The sequence below is a fragment of the Pseudomonas sp. JL3 genome, from assembly GCF_031570575.1.
Classification (GTDB): domain Bacteria; phylum Pseudomonadota; class Gammaproteobacteria; order Pseudomonadales; family Pseudomonadaceae; genus Aquipseudomonas; species Aquipseudomonas cucumis.
The window spans coordinates 35085-56503 of record NZ_JAKWJK010000018.1 but is presented as its reverse complement, the minus strand read 5'-3'; the positions used below and the strand labels follow the sequence as shown (position 1 = coordinate 56503).

General features: G+C 58.7%; 15 protein-coding genes and 1 other RNA gene. 1 reads left to right on the top strand and 15 read right to left on the bottom strand.

What is annotated here, in order from left to right:
* Positions 1 to 243: 243 nt before the first annotated feature.
* The 8 genes from MMG91_RS24325 to MMG91_RS24290 form a co-directional block, all read right to left on the bottom strand.
* Positions 244 to 1137, bottom strand: coding sequence for a hypothetical protein (locus MMG91_RS24325; protein ID WP_310660947.1), 894 nt, complete (start codon positions 1135 to 1137; stop codon positions 244 to 246).
* A complete protein-coding gene (locus MMG91_RS24320; RefSeq protein WP_310660946.1) occupies positions 1104 to 2093 on the bottom strand; it encodes an alginate O-acetyltransferase AlgX-related protein in 990 nt (329 codons plus the stop codon). The genes MMG91_RS24325 and MMG91_RS24320 overlap by 34 nt, the downstream gene beginning before the upstream one ends.
* Positions 2090 to 2743 (bottom strand): alginate O-acetyltransferase AlgF, encoded by a 654-nt coding sequence (locus MMG91_RS24315; protein ID WP_310660945.1) that lies wholly within the window; start codon positions 2741 to 2743, stop codon positions 2090 to 2092. Before MMG91_RS24315 ends, MMG91_RS24320 begins: the two co-directional genes overlap by 4 nt.
* Before the next feature lie 8 nt (positions 2744 to 2751).
* Complete coding sequence (locus MMG91_RS24310) at positions 2752 to 5295, bottom strand: NfrA family protein (RefSeq protein ID WP_310660944.1); 2544 nt, start codon at positions 5293 to 5295, stop codon at positions 2752 to 2754.
* Positions 5292 to 7406, bottom strand: a complete 2115-nt coding sequence (locus MMG91_RS24305; RefSeq protein WP_310660943.1) for a glycosyl transferase family protein — start codon at positions 7404 to 7406, stop codon at positions 5292 to 5294. Before MMG91_RS24305 ends, MMG91_RS24310 begins: the two co-directional genes overlap by 4 nt.
* Before the next feature lie 12 nt (positions 7407 to 7418).
* Positions 7419 to 9632 carry a hypothetical protein gene (locus tag MMG91_RS24300; protein ID WP_310660942.1) on the bottom strand — a complete coding sequence of 738 codons (2214 nt, stop codon included), beginning with the start codon at positions 9630 to 9632 and terminating at the stop codon, positions 7419 to 7421.
* A 41-nt stretch (positions 9633 to 9673) separates the two neighbouring features.
* Complete coding sequence (gene wecB, locus MMG91_RS24295) at positions 9674 to 10846, bottom strand: non-hydrolyzing UDP-N-acetylglucosamine 2-epimerase (RefSeq protein ID WP_310660941.1); 1173 nt, start codon at positions 10844 to 10846, stop codon at positions 9674 to 9676.
* Between the two features lie 738 nt (positions 10847 to 11584).
* Complete coding sequence (locus tag MMG91_RS24290) at positions 11585 to 12721, bottom strand: sensor histidine kinase (protein ID WP_310660968.1); 1137 nt, start codon at positions 12719 to 12721, stop codon at positions 11585 to 11587.
* Between the two features lie 712 nt (positions 12722 to 13433).
* Here MMG91_RS24290 and MMG91_RS24285 point away from each other — a divergent pair.
* Positions 13434 to 13847, top strand: a complete 414-nt coding sequence (locus MMG91_RS24285; RefSeq protein WP_305448131.1) for a response regulator — start codon at positions 13434 to 13436, stop codon at positions 13845 to 13847.
* Between the two features lie 225 nt (positions 13848 to 14072).
* Here MMG91_RS24285 and ssrA read toward each other — a convergent pair.
* From ssrA to MMG91_RS24250, 7 genes are all read right to left on the bottom strand, one after another.
* Positions 14073 to 14466, bottom strand: a transfer-messenger RNA (tmRNA) gene (gene ssrA, locus MMG91_RS24280).
* Positions 14467 to 14561: 95 nt separating this feature from the next.
* Positions 14562 to 14828 (bottom strand): hypothetical protein, encoded by a 267-nt coding sequence (locus MMG91_RS24275; protein WP_095055586.1) that lies wholly within the window; start codon positions 14826 to 14828, stop codon positions 14562 to 14564.
* Positions 14829 to 15212: 384 nt separating this feature from the next.
* Positions 15213 to 15485, bottom strand: coding sequence for a hypothetical protein (locus MMG91_RS24270; RefSeq protein WP_305448132.1), 273 nt, complete (start codon positions 15483 to 15485; stop codon positions 15213 to 15215).
* Positions 15486 to 15614: 129 nt separating this feature from the next.
* On the bottom strand, positions 15615 to 18425 hold the full coding sequence (locus MMG91_RS24265) for an FAD-binding and (Fe-S)-binding domain-containing protein (RefSeq protein WP_310660940.1): 2811 nt from the start codon (positions 18423 to 18425) through the stop codon (positions 15615 to 15617).
* Entirely contained in the window at positions 18422 to 19093 is a 672-nt protein-coding gene (locus tag MMG91_RS24260) for a lactate utilization protein (RefSeq protein ID WP_310660939.1), read from the bottom strand. Before MMG91_RS24260 ends, MMG91_RS24265 begins: the two co-directional genes overlap by 4 nt.
* Positions 19093 to 20547 (bottom strand): LutB/LldF family L-lactate oxidation iron-sulfur protein, encoded by a 1455-nt coding sequence (locus tag MMG91_RS24255; RefSeq protein ID WP_305448135.1) that lies wholly within the window; start codon positions 20545 to 20547, stop codon positions 19093 to 19095. Before MMG91_RS24255 ends, MMG91_RS24260 begins: the two co-directional genes overlap by 1 nt.
* The gene (locus tag MMG91_RS24250) at positions 20544 to 21368 is read right to left on the bottom strand and encodes a (Fe-S)-binding protein (RefSeq protein WP_105339991.1); all 825 of its coding nucleotides are present in this window, start codon (positions 21366 to 21368) and stop codon (positions 20544 to 20546) included. Before MMG91_RS24250 ends, MMG91_RS24255 begins: the two co-directional genes overlap by 4 nt.
* Positions 21369 to 21419 lie beyond the last annotated feature (51 nt).

Genomic DNA, 21419 nt, shown 5'->3' with positions numbered 1-21419 from the left:
GTTTCTGGAAGAGGTTCTGGATTTGATTCTCATTAAGTCTGCGCGTACTGATGCGCACGCTGAATCCCATTCCCAGCAGCTTGTCATGCAAGAGTTCCGGGCATTTCGAGGGCGATTGTGGCGACGGTTGCATCTTTGGCCGCAGGTGATCTGTGCTGGTCTGGTTGGCCTCTTCGCGGGCAAGCCTCGCTCCTACAAGCGATGTTGGGTTAATGGAATCCAGGACTCGGTTGCCCATAAGCGTTATCGCATCAGTTGCTCCACCAATTCAGGAGTCACGTAGTGCGGCCCGTCAAACAGGTAGAGTGGATAACCGTCATAGGCCGCGAGTTGCGGTTTGAGCTCGGCAGCGGTCGCGGAGCGAAATCCGCCGCCGAAGTTGGGGCGGAAGGCTTCGACGATGATCCGCACACGGTCTTTGCCCAGGCGCTGGCTTAGGGCGTCGGCGTAGGTTCGGGCGACAGGTGCGGTGCGGGCGTAGACGCCGACGCCGTCCTGGAAGAACACGCCGATGTCATCTGGTAGCCATTGCTTGAGCCATTCGGCGGTGGCGACGGGGCCGATATTGGCACCGTCATAAACGCTGATCCACAACGGTCGCGGCAGTTTGGCCAGCAGCGCGGGCAGTTCTTTGGCACGGGTCCAGCTGGGGTCGACTTCAGCCGGGAAATACCAGCCGGTGACGTGTAACGGCGTAGGCAATTTGGCGATGCGTTCAGAGACAGCGGCCAGTTGTTCGATGTTGTCCCGTGAGCGGTTCTCGCTGAAATAACCCGCCAGCCCAAGGATCACATCCTGCGCCCAGGGGGCCTTGGCGATGCGCGCCCAATCGGGCAGCACCGGAACGGCGGGCAGGCCGGTACCGGGAACGAAGGCCTGATCGTCGACGACGGTCCACTGCACCAGTAACTCTCGCGCTCCCAATTTTTCCCAGTGTCCGCTGATACCGACGGTCTTGTTGTCCGGCTGCCAGACGATGCCGACAATCCCCGGGTCCAGAGCCTTGGTCTTCGCCACGTAGAGCATGCTGGTCCCTGCGCCGACGGTGACGGCAAACAACAGGGCCGCGACGGTCACGCGAGTGGCGGTGTAGCCGAAGATGTTCACGGAAGTGCCTTTTTGATGCGTTGATGCCATTGGCTCAGTGAGGTGACGCCTTTGGCGTTCCAGTTGGCTGTCGCATCAGGGCCAAGGTGGAACTGGCCCTCATTGAATTGCCAGACAATTACTTGCGGCTTGTGTTCGGCAAAATCCGCCGACTCCAGGTATTGCAACAGCGTAGCCCACGGACCGACGTCGCCGGGGTTCCAGGTCAGTGCGACGGGACGGTCCAGGGCATTTGAGAGCTTCTGCGTAAAGCCCAGGTAAGGCTGGACAAAGCTGTTGCCGATCACTTGGACCGGTGCCGGTGCATCGTCGATCAGCAAGTCGTTTTCGGCTTGATGGCGAACGGTGTAGATGTCGCGACCAATCGCCTTGCGCTTGATCGCTGGCAGGAAATTACTGGCCAGGTCGCCGAACGCGCGTCTGTCGAACCATTGGCCGAGCACCGCGCCAGCACCGGGATCTCCTCGCAGGCGGTAGCGCTCGGTAATCAGTTGCGCTGTGGCGTCCGCGGTGTTTTCGGCGCTCCAGGCTGTCCAGTGGTAGTCGGCGCGGTAAAACGCGGTCTGTTTGCCTTGCTCGGTCCGTTGCAGAATCGGCTTGATGTTCAGCGTGGTCAGACCTGCTTGGGCCAAGTCGTTTTGCAGGTGGTCATAACGCTGCATCACGGCCACACTCAAGGGGTGATCAGCGGGCAGGCGCTGAGCATAAAACGGCGCTTTCATCGGCACCACCAGCACGACCAGTCCAATGTGTTCGCGTTGAAGTTGCTGTTGGAGTTCCCTGACCAGTGCAATGTTGCGAGCAGTGCCCGTGTTGTCGACCTTGCTCAGACTTTCCCAGGCAGGGAATAACCAGCCGCCGTTGCCGGTGATCACCGCCGAGGCCGCTTGAACGCCGGTGCCTGACAGGCTCGACAGCAGGCCAGCGATCATGGCGGGCATCGACAATCGACGGATAAGACGTTCGGGTTTGGATTGAAGGTTCATGGGGCGGTCTGGTCGACAAGGCCAATCAGCCGTGGAGCCTGGCGGGAGCCGATCAGGAACAGGCTATAACGATCGCCGGCCTTGAAGGGCGCCAGCTTTAACGGCAGGCTCGCGTTCTCATTGCAGCTGGCAACCAACGTCGCCTGCACCGGGTTGATCGTGCGCTGGGCTTGTCCGTTGAACGGCAGCTGATTGAACACAGGAGCACCGTTGGCGAGTTTGACCTCGGCCTTTTCGCAACCGTTGGCCAGGTTGTAGACATTGAGTTCGGCGCGCAGGTCTTTACCGCGCAGCGGCGGGTCGATGACCAGGCGTGGCGCCCGTGCCGGGTCGCTGTCGAGAATCAGCGTGACCCACGCACTTTTTGGTGCGCTGAGGCCTTTTATCTCGCGACCATTGACGGTCACGTGCAACGCTTGTCGCGAGTCCACGACCTGAAAGGGGCTGGCCACTGCGGTCTGGGCAGCAAGGGCAAAACCCGGGCCTTGGCCCACCTGGACTTGCATGGCGGTATCACTGGGATTGACCACCCGCACCCAGGCGGAATCCTCCGGCAGTTCTGGCGCATACAGCTGGGCGATTTCAGGGGCGGCGTGCGCCCACGTCGGGACCAGGCCAAGACCCAGCCACAAACACATTCGAACGTTCATGCAAGTCCTCAATAGGAATAAGTCAGGCGAGCGAACACGCCTTCAGCGCGGTCATCGCCCAGCACCTTCACGCGATACTGCAGAGAAAAATCCACATACGAGCGGGGGGCGTTGTACACATCTTCGCGGAACCAGTACCGGACGTTGTTACCGATACCAACGCCGCCGGCCTTGCCTGATGATGAGTCCGTGCTGCCGTCGGTGTCCGTCTTGCTGTTCATCTTGGAGTCGTAGTCGAACGCGGCCACGACATGGGGGAAACTCACCCAGCGCGAGCCTGTGCCGCCGATGGCGTAGCTGCGACCCACCTGCCATTCGCTGTTGAAGTAGTCGCGCGAGTCGTTGACGTAATGACCGGCTTCAGCGAACAACTGCGAGGTCCACCAGCTGGAGGCATCCACCCGCAGATCGGTCCCGATGCTTGAGCCGTAGCCCAGACGCACCAGCCAGTCACCGTCGACGTCCGACGATCCCAAGGGGAATGTACGCTCGACGGCGGCCATCACGTTCAGCGATGTGAAGGGTTTGACCCGTACACCCACCGCGCCTTGCAGCGCATCGAAACCGGTATCCGAATCGCCGTTCTTGCTCCACAGCGTGTCGGTGACGCGTCCGTAGAGTTCGACAAAACGTGCGTTGCGATAGCCCAAGGGACGCCAGGAAAGCTCGGTGCTGTTTTGCAGGCTGTCATTGCTGTTGCTGCCGCTACTCGGCGCTGAGCTCAGACCGCTGCTCGAACTGTTGCCGCGATAACTGGTGGTGCTGATCAATCCCCAGGTGCGCGACACATCGGCCACCGCGCGACGGGTGTCGAACAACTGCTGCGGGGACATATCGAGTTCACCGGCATTTTTTGCGTCGATGACTCGCTTGAAGTAGGTGACGGCTTGCTCGTCGTCATTGACCCGCATGGCGTTGTACGCCGCGTCCTGCGTTGCTGTCGGTGTGAGCCGGGTGTCGGCATCGGCCTTGCGGAACGAAGTGTGAGCACCGTCATCGTCGCCGGCCTGGACCGACAAATAAGCGATCTGCAGGTCGCTCATCGATTCCAGCTCGCCCGTGGCCCGCGCTTGTTGCAGCCGTTCGCGCGCAGTTCGGCGCTGGCCGATGGCGGCATACAGACTGGCTTCTTCGTAAGCGGGAAGGCTGGCCAGCGCCAGAGCCTGGGTAAAATCCTTGCGCGCCCCGGCATCGTCTCCCGATTGTTGACGCAGACGGCCGCGCTGGGCGAGCAGACGAGCGTCATCGCCCGTGAGCTTGAGACCTTCGCTGGCTGCCGCGATGGCTTCGGGCACACGTTTCTGATCGCTCAGGGCGCTGACCAGCAGTCGGCGGTACGCCGGATTTTGCGGTGCTCGGCCAATGGCCTGGTTCGCCAGGACCGCCGCCGTCGCAGGGTCTTTGCGGGCCAGGGCCGCGTAGGCCTGGGCGGCCATGTCGGTTCCCCCGTCGCGCTGGTTGCCCGGCCAGATATCACAGACCAGACCGAAGGCCGTTTCCTGACAGTTCAAGGCCGGAGCAGGGAAGTGGGCAATGACGTTCGCGCCGTTGTTTTTCTGCCGCAACGCCATTCGGGCGGCGGTGCGGCGGCGGGTCACCTCTCCGCCTTCATCGTCGGCCAATGGCTGCAGATGATCGAGCGCTTGCTGAGGCTCGCCATGGGCCAGTGCGGCGTCCGCGGCAAAGAAATGGATGTCACGGGTTTCCGCTTCCAGCAGGCCATCGATGGCCAGGGCGTGCTTCAGGTCAGCCTGTGCTGCTTGGGTTTTGCCCTGACGATCAAGGGCGTAGCTGCGCAGAATCCACGGTGCGATTTCACCGTCGTCCTGAGCCAGTGCGCCTGACGCTGCCTGTTCTGCAGCAGGGTAATCCTTGGCCGCGAGGAGGGCGCTGATCAGCAGTTGCTGATTGGCGCCGATTTCCGGAGCCCAGGCGACGGCTTTTCTGGCCTGGTCCACGGCCAGCGGCACATGGCCTTGCTCCAGAGCGCGATAACCCTCAACCGCCAACGGCACCGCCAGTTGACGACGAATCGCTTCGCGACGCATCAGCAAGGTATCGTCGTCCGGGAACACGGCAAGCGCCTGGGTGGTGGCTTGATCCGCTTCCTGCAAGCGCTGTTGGCGCTGCAACGACTCGATCAGCAGCAATCGATAATCCATGCGTTTAGGTGCTTGGGCGATGGCTTTGCGTGACGCCTGGGCTGCCGTGCCGAAGTCATCGCGATCGTAGGCCTTGAATGCCTGGGCCGCGGCGCCGAAGCCTGGGGCCTGACGCGACTGGGGGTAGCGTTTGGGATGATCACGCAGGTCCTTGTCGCGCTGGGCCAGCACAATCAGCGTGTTCAAACGGGTGATGTCGGCGCGCTGACGCAACGCTTCGCGGGCCTTGGCGATGGCCTGGTCGTAGTCTTTGCGTTCGTAGGCGCTGTAGGCCTCGTTGGCAGTGACATAGGCCGGCCCGGTCAACGGCAGCGGCAGCGTCTCGGCGTGAGCAAGCCCGGGTAAGAGGCTTAGCCCCGTGGCCATGAGGGTCAGGAAGGGGCGGTTCATGCCGGAAGCTCCGCAGGGTAGTGGCTGTGCTGACGCGCCACGGCCTTTTCGATGGTGGAGCGGGGCAGCACGCCGCTGTCGACCAGATAGTCGCCGATGCGTCCGTGACGCTGCGGGCGGTACTGCAACATGGTGCGATTGAATACGTCGCGATCCAGCAGGCCCATTTCGATCAACAAGTCACCCAGCAGTGGCGCGCGGGCATCCGGCACGGACTGGCCTTCGCGCACGTTCAGTTGACGCAACTGCGCGACGATTTCGCTTTCCCGGGCAATCAGCTGCACCGGTTCGCTGCCCAGTACCTCGCTGACCTGTTGCAGACCTTCGGCCGGCAACGGGCTGGCCACGGCAAGTTGTGCTCGGCCGTCGGCATTCAAGCCAACCGGCACCACGCGCCAGCGCAGAGCGAATTCATCGTCCAGGGTAAGGGTCGACGCCTGCGCCTTGTTGGCCACATCGAACACCCGCGGCAGATCGTTCTGGAAGGCGATGGCTTCCGCCAGTGTCTCGTCGTCCAGCCAGCCGTTGCTGAGCAAAATCCGCCCCAAGGGCATGTGTCGGGTTTTCTGTTCGTCGAGGGCGCTTTGCAGGTCGGTTTCGTTGATCGCCTGCCAGGACAGCAATACGCTGCCCAACTTGCGCGGTGCGAAGGCAACCAGGTCGGTGGATGGGAAGTCGTGCATGGTCTTGTCCCACACCAGTTTGCGGTTCATTACCTTGCCGACGATGAACATGCGCCAGGCGCGTGATGCAGCCATGAAGTTGACAAAGTTGCCCACCACCATGCGCGGGATGGACAGCAATCCATGCTGCCAGCCGTACAACACGGTGGTGAAATAGCAGCGGTGCGCGATACGCCAAGCCAGCGCGATACCGTTGGCCAATAGCAGGTATTTGATGACGTCGTTGGTTTCAAACGGCGTCGGGAAGCTCACATCCCACAGGCCACTCTGGCGCAGGATGACCAGGCCCAGCAGTTGCACCAGAATCACGTAGGCGATGATGCTGACGAACGCCGTCACCACGCCCTTGCGGTCACGGAACAGCAGATAACGGTTGGCCAGCGAGCCGCTCCAGCCCATTTGCTCCCAGCCTTGCAGCCCGATGCCCAGCGTCCAGCGGGCTTTCTGGCGGAACGCGGTGCGAAAGGTATCGGGAAAGAATTCGCGCACGCACAACGGCATCTTCAGGGTCGATTCGTAAGGCTTGCGAAACCATGATTTGCGCAACACGCGAAACTGCACCGGGAAGCGCACGAAGATCGCGTTCATGCCGACCTTGGCCAGGCGTGCACCGACGTCGTAGTCCTCGGTGAGGCTGTCCGTGTTGAACGGCTGGTTTTGGGTTTCCCCGGCCAGCACTCGCAGGGCACGGTGGGAGAAACAGGTGCCGACCCCGGCAGACGGCACCGTGTCGGTCATGCTTTCACGCACCACCAAATCCTTGCCATGCCATTCGGCGAATTCGTCCATGTAGGTGCCGGCCACCCATTCGTACCAATTGCGCTCCAGGGAAACCACGGGCAACTGAATCATGTCCTTGCGCGGCAGCAAGTAGTTGAACAGCCGCAACTCCAGCGGGTGCAGAACATCTTCGCTGTCGTGCAATACGACGCCGGCGAAGGTCATGCCGTGGGTTTTCTCGTGCAGGAAAATCGCCTGGATCACCCAGTTCAGGCAGTCGGCCTTGCAGGTCGGCCCGGCATGCGGGACTTCCACGCGATGCAGCTGCTTGTAGCGCCGACGCATGCGTTCCACTTCATCGATGGTGCGCTGGTCATTGATGTAGGTGCCGACGAAGACGACATAGTTCTGGTAATCCAGGGTCGACACCATGTTCTCGATCATCGGTGCGATGACGTCATATTCCAGCCAGGCCGGGACCATGATCGCCAACGGCTGTTCATCCCGGGCCATCAGTTGCTCGGCGGTCAGCGGCCGGTATTTGCGATCCACGGTGAACTTGCGAAACAGGCGGCGAGACCAGTACCACAGGTCAATGAACAGATCGTCCAGGCTGGAGATCAGGATCAGCACCGCGATCACGATGGTCGAGATTTCCAGGAAGCTGTAGTAGTGGGCCAGCCAATAGGGCCAATAAAGCGACGTCATCGAAAGTTTCCGTTACTGGCGATTGCGACGGGCGTTACGGCCGGCCAGCAACAGGATGAGGACCAACAGGATGCCACCCGGAATCAGCCACAACAGCGACGGCTTGCGCCAGGCGTCCAGGCCCTTGGGTTCTTCGTTGTCGATCAATTGGCTGCCACTTGGGTCCTGGGTGTCGAAGGTGGTCAGTGCACCGTTGTCTCCGAGGATGGCCACGTCGCCGCGGGTCAGCAGAATCTGCCTGGCAAAACGTGGTGCGTCATTGCCCAAGGCGCGATAGACCAGACCGTGCTGGCCGCCGGCATCCACCACTTGCAACGAGGCCAGATGGTTGAGGGGATGCACGTCCAGTAACACCTGATCCTTGTGATTGATACGCAGGCGACCCTGCTCATCAACCTGCACCGACTCTTTGCTGTCCTTGATCGGCAGCTCGAAGGCGAGGAAGGCTTTGTCCGGTGTGACCGAGGCTTTCGGGTCGGCACTGACGTTCAATTGCGCCCGCAGCGGCGAAACACCGGCGGCGTCAGCCACCGAAATCACCTGCGGCAAACTGCTCGCCGGGTGCTCGAGGTAGGCCTGTGGCACGAGGATTTGCGCGTCCATGGCAAAACGCGCGGCCATGCCGGAGAAGTCATCCCCCAAGGCAGTTTTATCCAGCACGATATGGCTGGTCGGCAGCACCGAGACCGGGAAAGCCTGTGGCGTTTCCAGGCAACGATCGCTGACCGGCTGACGCTGGAACGACACGCGCAGAACGTTCTTCGAACCCAGGGCGTAACGCGGGATACGTGCTTCGATGCGTTGCTGTTCACCGTTGGCCACGAGCTGCTGCGCGCCAATCAGGTAATCGTTGAGAAACAGCGAGGCCACTGGCGCGGTGTCCGAGGCACCGGGTGCGGCAGACACATCGACTACCGCCTTCACCGGCAGACGACCGTCGTAGGCCACGCTGCCCAGAGGGAAGGAAGTGCTCCAGTCGGATTTGGCCAGCACGTCGATGGCGCCGGGGTTACCGCCCAGTCGCGACAAGGCCACACGGCCGTCGGCGCTCAATGGCATCTGTGCTTCGCTGATCGTCAATTGGCGGCTGCGTGCCAGTGTGTTCCAGGCGGTGCTGAACAGTGCCAGCGCCTTGCCGGTTGCTTGCGGCGCGATCATCAGCACCGGGCGTGTACCCAGCAATGCCAGGCGCACGTTGTCAGTGCCGGTGGCGGCCAGACCTGCATTGATATGCCGCTCACGCCATTGCATGAAGGCGTTGGCTGCCGTTGCGTCGAGGCCTTGAATCTGACTCTGCAGCGCGTCCAGAGACTCATTGACGGCCTTGAGCAGTTGCGGATCGTTGATGGCCAGATCCGACTGGACGTTCGGCGTCTGGCCCAACATCAGCAATGCGCCGATTTGCGCCGGGTTCTCCAGAACGTGTGGGCCTTTGCCGTTGAGGCTGGCGAACGCTGGAATAGTGTGCAGTTCGACCGGGATGCGCAGGCCAGTGAGGTCAACGCTGTCCTGTACGGCAGGGAAAGGCTGGATGCGGCTGTGCTTACCAATCCGCTCCAGTGCCACGCCCAGGCGCCAGGCTGCATCATAGCTTTCGGCGGATAAGGTGCCCGGCGCGACCATGATGCCCGGTTTGCCAGGCAATGCCGTCCAGGCAGCACCGACGTCCTGTAACAGGCTGGCGTCGTAGCTGTAGTTGAGGCGGGTGTCCGGTTCGATACGCAATACGTTGCCGATGGCGCGTTCGTCCTCGCACAACACGCGGGACACGATCGACGACCAGGCAATGCCCAGGCGAACCGAGCCGCTTTCACGCGGTTTCTTGTCCACACCCAGTGTGGCGCTGGCGTCGCCTTGGACTTCGCTGAGACTTTCGGCGCGCACCGGATAACCGTCCAGCGACAGCAGCAACGTGTTACGGCCGCCTTCGCCATTGAGGTAGCTGGCGTCGAAATTCAGTGTGGCATCTGTCAGTGGTACTCCCGCCGGCACTGGCAGATACAATTCGCGTCGGGCATCGGTGGAGCCAAGGATGATAGGGGTGTCGATCCCCAGATCGCTCAAGCGGATCTCACGCTCCTGCCGAGTGTCGGCGTTGAGCCGATTGATCGCTTGGGTGAGCGGGCTGTCCGCGGCCAAGGCAAAGGTCGGCATGAGCGCGAGCAGGCTCACGCCACAGGCAAGGGCGCTGAACGCACCCCTATGGATGGCAACGGAAGGCTTCATTCAGGTAGATCTCGAGCTGATTAGAGGAGCAGCGGTTTGATTTATAGAGAGGTGAAAGCGGAGTAATTATTCTCGGGCACGGGCACCGCCGACGGGTAGTGCAGGAACTTGGGCAATGGCTGCCGAGCCACGACGAAATCTTCGACCGGACGCCCCATCAGGGCATCGACGATGCGCGCACTGGCCTTGCCATCGCCGTAAGGATTGGCCGCCTGGGAGCATCGACGCCATAGCAATTCGTCATCGAACAACGCGTTGACGCCAGCGATGATCGAGTCCGGCGAGGTGCCGACCAGGCGCACAGTGCCCGCCGCGACAGCTTCGGGGCGCTCGGTAACGTCTCGCATGACCAGCACGGGTTTGCCCAGGGACGGCGCTTCTTCCTGCACACCACCGGAGTCGGTGAGGATCACGTGCGCACGTTGCATCAGACGCACGAAGGCCAGGTAGTCCAGCGGCTTGATCAAGTGCACGTTGGGCAGATTGCCCAGGTGCTCGGTGACGGGGCCCATGACGTTGGGGTTCAAATGCACCGGATAGACGATCTGCATATCAGCACGCCGGGCCAGATGGCTCAGGGCCTTGCAGATATCCAGGAAGCCTTCGCCGAAGTTTTCCCGACGATGCCCGGTGACCAGCAACACCTTGCGGCTGGCTTGCAGGAACGAGAATTGCTCATCCAGGCTCGCACGCAGATCAGCGTCCTGCTCAATGCGCCGCGCGGTCATTTGCAAAGCGTCGATCACCGTATTGCCGGTCACGAAAGAGCGACCCTGCAGGCGTTCGTCGAGCAGGTTTTTTTGCGATTCGTGGGTCGGCGCAAACAGCATGTCTGCACCCAGATCGATGCAGCGGCGGTTCATTTCTTCCGGCCAGGGGCTGTAGATATCACCGGTACGCAGGCCGGCTTCCACATGGCCGACCGGGATGCGTCGATGGAATGCAGCCATCGAAGCCACCATGGCCGAGGTGGTGTCACCATGTACCAGCACCCGGTCCGGACGGGTCATTTCCAGCACGGGGTCAATCGCCCCGTAAAGCGCCGCGGTCAACGAGTTGAGCGTCTGGTGCGGCGTCATTACATCGAGGGTGTAATCGGCCTTGAGGTTGAACAGATCCAGCACCTGTTTAAGCATGCTTTGATGTTGGCCAGTGATGCAGATCTGCGAATGAATGCCAGGTTCCGCAGCGAGGGCTTTGACCAAGGGCGCCATCTTGATGGCTTCTGGACGGGTACCAAAGATTGAAAGGATTTTAATCCTTGAATGAGGGCGAATGATGATGCCTTCCTCGCGCAGTTTTAGTGCGCAGCACAACAGCTGGCCAAAGTTTTATTGAACTTAAGCAAACTAGCGGTTTTTGAGTTTGGTGAAGGCCGGGATAATCAGCGTGAGACTGAATATTCACTCCATGTGAGATGGCGCATTGCCTGGATACCCGGAGCCGGGCAGATTATTAGCATCGATGGCGAAGACTTTAAAGCGTTATGTGTACTTATTTATTTGTGCGGTCAATGTTTGAAACTTTTATATTTTTGGTCGGTCTTTCCTAGTTTATTTGTTTTGCGGTGGAAGTTGATGAGTTGTCGTTATCGTTGTTTATTATTGTTTTATAAGCGGTTTTTTATCTTCGGTCCATTCGTCGGTACAGATGAATTATTCTTAAATATTAACTGTCGCGCTTTGATTGGCAAATCTTGTTTGTCTGGGTGAGGGGTATGTTGTCACAAAACTGGCGCCTGTATGTTGTCAGCTTTGATTGAATGCGAAACTGTAGGGCATCTTTCTGGGGATATTTTATTTTGGAAGCTGTTATGTTGATTGCAGCATTAGAGCTCACCCCCTTTCCTTCATCAGGTCAATGAAGCGTGCGCCCAGGACTCCCCGACGCGCGAAACAAGATCTCCCATGTCAGCCTCCTTTGCCATCATTGGATCCAGAACAACCATCGTCTCAATCCTCCAATCCACTCCTGGGAACCTTCACAAGGAAAATTGTGCCGCGTTCTGCATCCGAGATCACGTCGATTGAGCCTGCGTGTGAGGCAACGATTTCAGAGGCAATGAAGAGGCCCAAGCCCAGTCCGTCACTCGGCCCGTGATCGATAACCGACCGCTTGGAAAAGCGCCCCATAGGATTAAAAATGAAGGGCAATACATCCTCTGGGATCGGTTCACCACTGTTGTGGACAGTGAAGACAACACTGTCTTCTGTTGCCTCTAATGCCACCTTTATCGGGAACTGGAGATCACCATGCTGCACCGCATTGCTAATGATGTTGGAAAATACCTGTTCCATTCGAGGGCCATCAAACTCCCCGTGAGCCGGTGTATTCATTTCGAGCAAAACATTGGCGCCCGGATGAAAAGCTCGAATTTCTTCTACGATGCGTTCGCATAAGGGCGTTAGGTCTATGTTCTCCTTTTTGACAGGAATCCCTGGGCCCATTTGACAGCGCGTTAAATCCAGCAGGTCTCCAACAATCTGGCTCGCTCGCCTCACGCTGGTGTAAATCTGAGTAGCAATTCTGGTAGCGCGTGCCCCCATACCGTCCGCACGCCTCAGCATGTCGGCGCCAAGCAAAATGGCGCCAAGTGGGGTACGCAAGTCATGGCCAAGGATACCTAGAAAAACACTGCGCGATGCCTCGACGGCGCGTGAGTAGCTAGCGATAGATTCGGCGAGTGCTTGATCAATGGCTTCATGAAAGCGGGTCATATCGTCTACATCTAACGCCGTACCAGCCTTGATTTGCTTCAGCCATTGACTGAGAACACTCGTTCTCAGAGCGCGATACTCCGATACCATTTGATCTATGGTGAAACCTGCCATTAGCCGTGTCACCGCATGGGTTTCGGCGGGGGTTTCTTTCTCGTCCGGCGGCGCGTTGCCTTGGGCCTTGGCGTTTTGCTCTTGCACGGTCTGCGTTGTCCGCAGGTCAAGCACGATTGCTCGCAGCATTTGTTCGGCATGATCCCGGAGAGCCTCGCTATCCAGTGCCGTGCCAGGCGTCTCAATGGTTCTCGCAAAATCTTCCCAAGCCTGCAGAATCGGTTCGAGGTTCTTAAGGATAAAGTCTGACAGGCGCATGTCGGTAATCCTGGTGATGGGGCCGTAATCGAGGCAGGAACGGAAGCGAATCTGAACCGCTAGGAGTGGAATACGGATTCGTAGCATTGCATGTTCGTCAAGGTCGAACATTTTCTTCACCCAAAGCTTACGCTCAACTTTATCTGAAAAAGCTAGTGTGAGTTGCTGACCTGACGCGCAGCACTCGAGTCGTCGACTACAACGTGCAAACAGCGGTCGATACCACGCAACAATTGATTGTTGTGCATGAGGTCGCCAATGTGGGCTCTGACTGCAATCAACTCAGATTGACAGCCTGCTAGCCTCGCAAGGCCATGGGCTTGGAAACCCTGTCAGTAGTGGCGGGCAAGCCAGTTGGAAGCGTCTGCTCGATGGGAAGGTCAGGTCTGAGTTCCTATTTCGTCGGGATGAGTAACTGCGATTCTGAACGCGAAGCTAGTTGTGTCGACGCAGAAGTCTCTTTGCAAACCACAGATAAAAGTTGGGTGATGATTCTTTTTTCATCGTCTTGCTCTGAGAACGCAGTTGTTTTTTTTGCAAAGAAGAAGCAACGCACTAGAACAAAAAATGGCACTGCTGGGGAGTGTCTTCGTAATCTCCGGCGCATATTGATGGCCTATCGCCGAAAGAATGAATTTTTAGGCCCATGACCTTTCACAATTTTAGGTGATGGGGAGTTCCCACCAGTTCGCTCACGTAGGCAGGAGTTCACATGAGTCCAGTTTCAGCGGGGAGCGAAAGCACTCATTGCGCATTAATTCTTGTCGTAGAGGACGAGCCGGTAATTCTCGAATTCCTATGTGAGATATTGCAACAAGAAGGGTTCGCGACTGAAGCAAAGAATAGCGCAGACGAGGCGCTGGAATTTCTCGATCGCTATGCAGAGAAAGTGTGTCTTCTACTGACAGATATCACCATGCCGGGGAGCTTGAACGGTGCAGCCTTGGCCAACCTGTCAGGCAGCCGATGGCCGAGCATTCCTATATTGATAATGTCGGGTTTGGAAACGCCCGAAAGCTCTGGTGTGACGCACCCGGTCTCGTTCATACGTAAACCTTGGGCGATAGGACAAATGCTTGACTGTGTAAACAATGCTATGAAATTGCCATCCTGCGGAGTCGAATAGTCAACGCCACGCGACTTGGATGCAAAATGGACGACCCAGTATCATCGCGCAAAACCCACGACCTATAAACCTAAGGTCATGGTGAGGAGGGGAGTCACGGAGGCGTTATGTCCGAAACGGCTGGAACTCAAAAACATCTGCGGAGTCCAGCAGCGCTTAAACCCTTGAATTCACCGGATTTCAGGCACAAAAAAAGACGTCCGTGGACGTCTTTAGATGATGAAGTGGTGGAGCCGGGGGGATTTGAACCCCCGTCCGCCAGTACTCCGCTGTCGGTACTACATGCGTAGCCGTGTCTATTAAGTTAACCCTCAGCGACCCGACGGGCAGGGTGCTTTGGGCGAGTTGTGTAAGTTTTAGCCGCTTCGTCCACAACGTACTGCACGGCGATTCTGTTCTATATGACAATCACTTTGGGTTTACAGACATCCCCTGATGATTGCTGGACCCGAAGGTACCAGGAGGGAAGGGCTAAGGCTGCTTACGCAGCGAGAGCGTATTCCCCGTAGGTTTCGTCATTGGCAACTATAGAAAGTTGCAACAGTGGATTTACGAGTTCTGTTACCAACTCGGCATGCACCTAAAGTTTCGCAACCGGCGTCGAATCCTAAACGGCCCCGAGCCTGGTGCTCTGTGAATCAAAGTGAGCAACAAGCACGTGCAGTGTACGCCAACACGGCTCAGAAGGCCAACCCGAAGGTTGTCCATCGCAGGTTATGGGTTGGCCTGGTTAGCGAGTGACAATCCCTGTGTGGCCTCGGTGACGCATTTTTTGTCGTCCCCAGAGGCTTGTGAAGCTTCGGCGCTGGATAGCAGCCTTTTGATCTCCATTGCGGTGTTTGTGGAGGTCGCCGGCAGTGAAGTCACTTTGTTTTTGAGCTCTTGCAGCTTGCTCGTACACAGGTTGTTGTCCGCAGCAAATACGGGAGAGGCCAACATTGCAGCAGAAATGAACAGACCAGCGAGTGCGGTGCTTTTCATGGATATCTCCTTGAACTGATGATCTCGGTGCGGCTCGGCCGAGGTCGGAAAATAAGCCACGATTGATGGGGCCTACTTAAAAGACTACGGCGCGGCGCAGTAATTCGGTTTTGGCAGAAAGGCTATGAAAAAACTGTTTGATAGAAGCAAAGGAACACACTGCCTCTTTTCACTGGTGGCCTCTTGCAAGGCCTCGCTCCTATGGACTTCGCGCCTCCCACGGATTTGGGCAGGGTGTCGAGTTTTTTCACCGCGACGCGGGCGATGCACGCATGACCAAACTCCAGATGCAACAAAACCCGCATTTGGCGGGTTTTGGTTTGCTTCTTATCGGGTGGTACCGGGGGGCCACAAGGCCAACCCGAAGGTTGGCCTTGTGCTGAATTACTTCCCGCCTTTGTTCGCGTTCTTGAGTTGCTGGATAGTTTGTTCAGTCTCGGCTATGCAATCAGCAGTTCCTTCCTTGGTGCCTTTTGCCTGATCGGCTTTGGCTTTCGCGACGCTTTCCATTACCTGATCAGCCATCTCTGGAGGAGTCTGTGCCTTGGCATTTTCGATGGTTTTCAAGTTGACCGCACAGAGGTCTTCGGCGGCAAACGAGGGGGAGGCCAGCATTGAGGCAGTAACGAACAGACCTAGCAGTACAGAGCGTTTCATGGGTATCTCCTTGAACTGAGGGTCCAGGCATCGCTGGCCATCAGGACGGGCTGCCAATTTTGGGAAAAGTCCCGCGTTTGCGGGACTTGATCAGTGGACTGCGACGGTGCGACAGGGTTCTATTTTTCTTCAGGTCGCCCTGGCTTGCGTCACTCGATCCACCAGATAAACCAGCCCGTGGTAGTCAATTCCACCATGTTGTGACAGACCAATCTCACAGGTGCGGCTGGTGGAAATCCCCTCGCTGCATTGCTGTACCGCGTCCTTGAGCGTGCGTAACGAATGGGCGTTCAATTCCGGGGTGGTGAAGCCCTTGTCACCGGCAAAACCGCAGCAGTGAATGCCTTCCGGAATGACCACGTTTTTACTGCATTTGCGCGCAAGATCGATCAGCGCCTGGCTCTCACCGAGATGCTGAGTGCTGCACGTGACGTGTACCGCGATCGGCGCTTCCTGGGGGGTGAAATCGAGACGATCCATCAAGTGAGTGCGGATGAAACGCACCGGGTCGTACAGGTCCAGTCGCACATCGCCCAAGTCCTGAACCAGCCGCAAGGTGCAGGGGCTGGTGTCGCAATAGATCGGGTCGAGCCCGCCGCGGCTGGCGTGCAGCAGTGCGCCGATCAGTTCCTGGCGCTTGTGTTCGGCCTGTTCGGCGTAGCCTTTGGAGGCGAATGGCTGGCCGCAGCAGAGATTGTCCTGATTGTCCGGAAAAACTACTTGGTAGCCGGCCTTTTCCAACAGGCCACGGGTTTTGTCGTACAGCGACATTTGCTCTTTATCCCCGGCTGCCGGGCCCATCACCCGCGACACGCAGGCCGCCAGGTACACCACCCGAGGCCGCTCGTCCGACACCGTCGGGCTGAAGCGAATGGCTCTTTCCGGCTGCGGCATGGCGTTGGTCCATTGCGGAACCTGACCCTTGGACAAGCGCGTCAGCGATGCCGAAAGCTTCGCCAGACGCGGCGCTCCCAACAGCATCCGCGCACCGTTGGCCACATGCAGGGTGAAGCGCGCGCCTTGCAATGCGGTGGCGAAATTTCCTTCAATCCAGTTGGCGGTTTTCGTATGTGTTGCCTTATGGCCTCGGAGCTTTTTCACCAGCTCGCCGGTGTTGATTCCTACAGGGCAACGTTGTGCACACAGGCCTGTGGCGGCGCACGTTTCGATGCCTTGGTATTCGTAGGCCTGTTCCAGTTCGGCGGTGTCTATGCCAGCGCGTTTCTTCGCCTGGATATCACGCCAGATCACGATGCGCTGGCGTGGGCTCAACGTCAGGCCTTTCGATGGGCACACCGGTTCGCAGAAACCGCATTCGATGCACTTATCCACAATCTCGTCGGCGGCGGGCAGCGGCTTCAGATGTTTGAGGTGGATCTGTGGGTCGTCGCTGAGTACGACGTCCGGGTTGAGAATGCCGTTAGGGTCAAGCAGACGTTTGAGCTGCCACATCAACTGATAAGCATCGCTGCCCCATTCCAGTTCGACGAAGGGCGCCATGTTGCGACCGGTGCCGTGTTCAGCCTTCAGCGAGCCGCCGAATTCAACGGCCACCAACTGCGCCACGTCGTCCATGAACGCCTGGTAGCGTGCGACTTCTTCCGCGCTGTTGAAGCCTTGGGTGAAGACAAAGTGCAGATTGCCTTCCAGGGCGTGTCCGAAAAGGATCGCTTCGTCGTAGTGATGTTTGTCGAACAGCTCGATCAGGCGATTCACACCGATGGCCAGTTGTTCCACCGGGAAGGTCACGTCTTCGATGATCACCGTGGTGCCGGTTTTTCGAACCGCGCCGACGGCGGGGAAGGTGTCTTTGCGGATCGCCCAGAGCCGGGCGTTTTCCACCGGGTCTTCGGTGAAGTCGACTTGTTTCTCTACCGGGAACCCAGTCAGTGACGCCATGATTTGCGCCAGTTGTTCCTGCAGCAAAGTGATCGATGCGGCGCGGGATTCGATCAGCAGGGCGCAGGCATTGGCCGACAGTTGTTGTACGAAAGCCGGCATGCCGGGCTTGTCCTGCACCGAGCGCAGGCTGCGACGGTCCAGCAGTTCGACGGCCGACACCGGTTGGCTTTTCAGCACGGTGACGGCGTTGCAGCAGGTTTCCACATCCGGGAACACGATCAGCGCCGACGCCTTGTTCGGATGATCAATCACTGTGTCGTAGGTCACCGCGCTGATGAACCCGAGCGTGCCTTCGGAACCCACCAGCAAGTGGCTCAAGATATCCACAGGCTCGTCGAAATCCACCAGCGCATTGAGTGACAGCCCGGTGGTATTTTTCAGACGGTATTTGTGGCGAATTTTCGCAGCCAATTCGGCATTGGCGCGGGTCTCGCGGCCCAATGTCGCCAGACGTTCCAGCAGCTCGGCATGGCTCTCACGGAAGGCCGCGACACTGGTGGCGTCTTCGGTATCGAGACGGCTGCCATCGGCCAGTACCAGACGAATTCCGGCCAGTGTGTGATAGGTGTTCTGCGCCGTGCCGCAGCACATGCCGCTGGCATTGTTGGCGACGATGCCGCCGATTTTGCAGGCGTTGATTGATGCCGGATCCGGGCCGATCTTGCGGCCGAACGGTGTCAGCCAGGCGTTGGCCTGGGCGCCGATCACGCCTGGTTGCAGGCGGATTTGCATCCCCCGACCACGGATCTCGTGACCGTTCCAGTTATCTCCCAGCACGATCAGCACCGAATCGCTGATGGCCTGGCCAGACAGGCTGGTGCCGGCGGCGCGGAAGGTCACTGGGACTTTATCCCGTTGCGCCAGTTTGAGCAGCGCCACCACTTCATCTTCGGACTCGACGCGAATCACCAACTTCGGAATCAGCCGGTAGAAACTGGCATCGGTGCCGAACGCCAAGGTCGACAACGGATCGTCGAAGCGTCGCGCCTGAGGAATCAGTTGCTGCGCATCGCGCAGGAAAGCCGCCGGTAGATTCATTGGTCCTCCAGGATCAGAACGACCAAGTCTTTCGGGCCGTGAGCGCCGTAAGCCAGTACCTGCTCGATGTCGGCAGTCTTCGACGGACCGGACACCAGCAAGGCGTTGGTTGGCATGCCTTGGGCCCATTCGAACTCCTGCTGCACCTGATAAAAGTTGTCGCGGATTTCACTGGCCTTGAGCAGGGCGAAATGCACTGGCGGCACCAGACTCATCAACCGCGGTTCTTCCCGCGTCGGCCAGAGAATCAGGCTACCTGTCGCGGCGATCGCACCGAGGGTGTTGGTCAGGCTGGCCGGGGTGTCGTTGAACAATTCGGCTTTCCATTCCTCGACCGGACGGTCGTAGGCTTTGAGCGCTGGCAGGCCAGGATTTTTCGCCCAATGCTGAGTGATGCGTTGACCGTGGGGTGTCGTCGGCGCAATCAACAGGCTCGGCAACTGGCGATCTTGCAGCAGTTGCGCCAGCAATTCGGGCCATCCTTCGCCGGACGTCAGATGAATTTCGGTGTGCACCGCTTCCATCAGTTTGCGCAGTTGCGGGATGCGTTGCTCAGGCGTGTAGGTGTAGGGCTCAGTCACCAGTTCGACATCGAAGTTGTCAGCCACCGGCGTGGTGCCCGTCAGACTGTTGCGCAATTTGGCGAGGATATTTTGCTTGGCGCTCATCAGCGGTCTCCCTGTTTGGCCAAATGCTCGCGGGCCATGTCATGCAGTGAGCGGGCGGCGGGTTTCGGTGCGCTGTGGTTCTGGGTCCACGGGCCGACATTGTTCGGCGTCAGCGCGCGCAGGCGGGTGGCGAAGAAGCCGAACAGGCGATAGAGCGTTGGCGAGCTGTTGAGCTTCGCCCAGGCATTCCAGATAAACCGCTCTTTGCGCGAGTACTTGCTGCCTTGGCCGCGCATGACTTGATGCGGGCTGTCCGGGGCTTTGACGTTCTCTTCCCGTAGGCGACGCAGCAATGCGGGGATCGGAATTTTTACCGGGCAGACTTCACCGCAAGCGCCGCATAAAGAAGACGCACTTGGGTGGTCGGGGACTTTTGCCAGGCCGACCATGTGCGGGGTGATGATTTTTCCGATAGGCCCAGGGTAAACCTCCCCATAGGCATGGCCGCCGATTCGGGTGTAGACCGGGCAATGATTCATACAGGCGCCGCAGCGGATGCAGTTCAGGGTCTGGCGCAATTCGCTGTCGGCAAATGCCTGGCTGCGACCGTTGTCGAGCAATACCAGGTGCACTTCCTGCGGGCCGTCGAGTTCATGTTCCTTGCGCGGGCCGGAGATCATGTTGACGTAGGTGGTGATCGGTTGGCCGAGGGCCGAACGGGTCAGCAGCGACAACAGCGGTACAACGTCCCGCAGGTTTTCGACGACTTTCTCGATGCCCGTTACGGCAATGTGTACGGGCGGCACGGTGGTCGACATGCGCCCGTTGCCTTCGTTTTCCACCAACAGCAAGGTGCCGGTTTCGGCCACGGCGAAGTTGACGCCGGAGACGCCGATGTCTGCTTCAAAGAATTTCTGTCGCAAGACTTTGCGACCGATCTGAATGAGTTGGTCTACGTCCTTGGTGTACTCCACGCCAAGTTTGTCGTGGAACAAGGACGCGACCTGACCGGCATTCTTGTGGATCGCCGGCATAATGATGTGTGAAGGCTTCTCGTGATCGAGCTGGACGATGAATTCGCCCATGTCCGACTCCAGGCATTCAATGCCTTGAGCCGCGAGGACATGGTTCATCTCCATCTCTTCGCTGACCATCGATTTGCCCTTGATCACTTGCCGCGCCTCGTGAGCGCGGATGATCGACAAGACGATGCCATTGGCCTCGTCCACCGTTTCCGCCCAGTGCACTGTCACACCGTTGCGGGTCAGGTTCTGTTCAAGCTGCTCGAGCAGGTCGGGCAACTTGGATAAAGCGCGGGCGCGGACAGCATTGCCCAGCACCCGCAGATGTTCTCTTTCATGGGCATCGCTGAAGGACGCTGCCCGTTTGCTCATCAGTGAATCCATCGCACTGCGAAAGTTGTTTCGCAGTTGCGTGTCAGCCAAAGCCTCGTGAGCCCGGGCGCGAAAATCCTCTTCTACGGCAACCGTAGGAATAATCGTGGAAGTGCTCATCGGGCACCTCCGGTACGCTGCCACAGGAAACTGGCCAGATGCTGACCGCGCAACGCTTCCTGCTGTTTCTCCAGCGAGCCGTTGATGTTCATCAGGCAACCGCAGTCGGCACTGAGTACCTTGTGCGCGCCGGATTCCTTCAACGCACGGGTCTTGTCAGCCACCATCGCGCCGGAAATATCCGGCATACGGACGCTGAAAGTCCCACCAAAGCCACAGCATTCACTTTCGTGGCTGTGGTCGACTCGCTCCACGTTGCTCAGCTGCGCCAACAACTCACGGCCGTGCAGGTGGGTGTTCATTTCTCGGCGTGCCGAGCATGACGTGTGCAACGCCACTTTCACCGGTTCGCCGCTGTCCTTGAGCTGCACCTTGCAGACAAACAGCAGGAACTCGGCGAGTTCGTAAGTCCGTGCCGCGAGGGCCTGGACCTGTTGCAGCGTTTGCGGCTCGTCCTTGAACAGGTCGGCATAGTGTTCGCGCAACATGCCCGCGCAGGACCCCGACGGCACCACCACCGGATAATCCCCGGCAAACAGCGCCAGTTGCGAGCGCGCCACGGTCCGGGCCTGTTCGGTGTAACCCGAGGTGTAGGCCGGTTGCCCGCAGCAACTTTGCCCTTGCGGGTATTCGACACGAATGCCTTCGCGTTCCAGCAGATGAATCGCGTCCATCCCGGCTTCGGGGTAGAACAAATCCACCACGCAGGTCCCGAACAGATAGACCCGTGACGGTTTCTCGCTGGGGTATTGCCGAGGCTCGGGCAGTGGCGGGGCGACACGGGTCGCGTTCGGCACTGCGTTGTAAAAAAGCTCGCTCATCAGGCGTGTCTCCGGGTGGTCCCGGTTATCCGTCCGCTGAGGCTGCTGAAT

Coding starts and splice junctions, on each gene's coding strand:
- MMG91_RS24255 (WP_305448135.1), bottom strand. CDS start 20,547: ATGAGCACTTCCACGATTATTCCTACGGTTGCCGTAGAAGAGGATTTT.
- MMG91_RS24250 (WP_105339991.1), bottom strand. CDS start 21,368: ATGAGCGAGCTTTTTTACAACGCAGTGCCGAACGCGACCCGTGTCGCC.
- MMG91_RS24260 (WP_310660939.1), bottom strand. CDS start 19,093: ATGAGCGCCAAGCAAAATATCCTCGCCAAATTGCGCAACAGTCTGACG.
- MMG91_RS24315 (WP_310660945.1), bottom strand. CDS start 2,743: ATGAACGTTCGAATGTGTTTGTGGCTGGGTCTTGGCCTGGTCCCGACG.
- MMG91_RS24275 (WP_095055586.1), bottom strand. CDS start 14,828: ATGAAAAGCACCGCACTCGCTGGTCTGTTCATTTCTGCTGCAATGTTG.
- MMG91_RS24285 (WP_305448131.1), top strand. CDS start 13,434: ATGAGTCCAGTTTCAGCGGGGAGCGAAAGCACTCATTGCGCATTAATT.
- MMG91_RS24320 (WP_310660946.1), bottom strand. CDS start 2,093: ATGAACCTTCAATCCAAACCCGAACGTCTTATCCGTCGATTGTCGATG.
- MMG91_RS24305 (WP_310660943.1), bottom strand. CDS start 7,406: ATGACGTCGCTTTATTGGCCCTATTGGCTGGCCCACTACTACAGCTTC.
- MMG91_RS24325 (WP_310660947.1), bottom strand. CDS start 1,137: ATGGCATCAACGCATCAAAAAGGCACTTCCGTGAACATCTTCGGCTAC.
- MMG91_RS24270 (WP_305448132.1), bottom strand. CDS start 15,485: ATGAAACGCTCTGTACTGCTAGGTCTGTTCGTTACTGCCTCAATGCTG.
- wecB (WP_310660941.1), bottom strand. CDS start 10,846: ATGGCGCCCTTGGTCAAAGCCCTCGCTGCGGAACCTGGCATTCATTCG.
- MMG91_RS24310 (WP_310660944.1), bottom strand. CDS start 5,295: ATGAACCGCCCCTTCCTGACCCTCATGGCCACGGGGCTAAGCCTCTTA.
- MMG91_RS24300 (WP_310660942.1), bottom strand. CDS start 9,632: ATGAAGCCTTCCGTTGCCATCCATAGGGGTGCGTTCAGCGCCCTTGCC.
- MMG91_RS24290 (WP_310660968.1), bottom strand. CDS start 12,721: ATGCGCCTGTCAGACTTTATCCTTAAGAACCTCGAACCGATTCTGCAG.
- MMG91_RS24265 (WP_310660940.1), bottom strand. CDS start 18,425: ATGAATCTACCGGCGGCTTTCCTGCGCGATGCGCAGCAACTGATTCCT.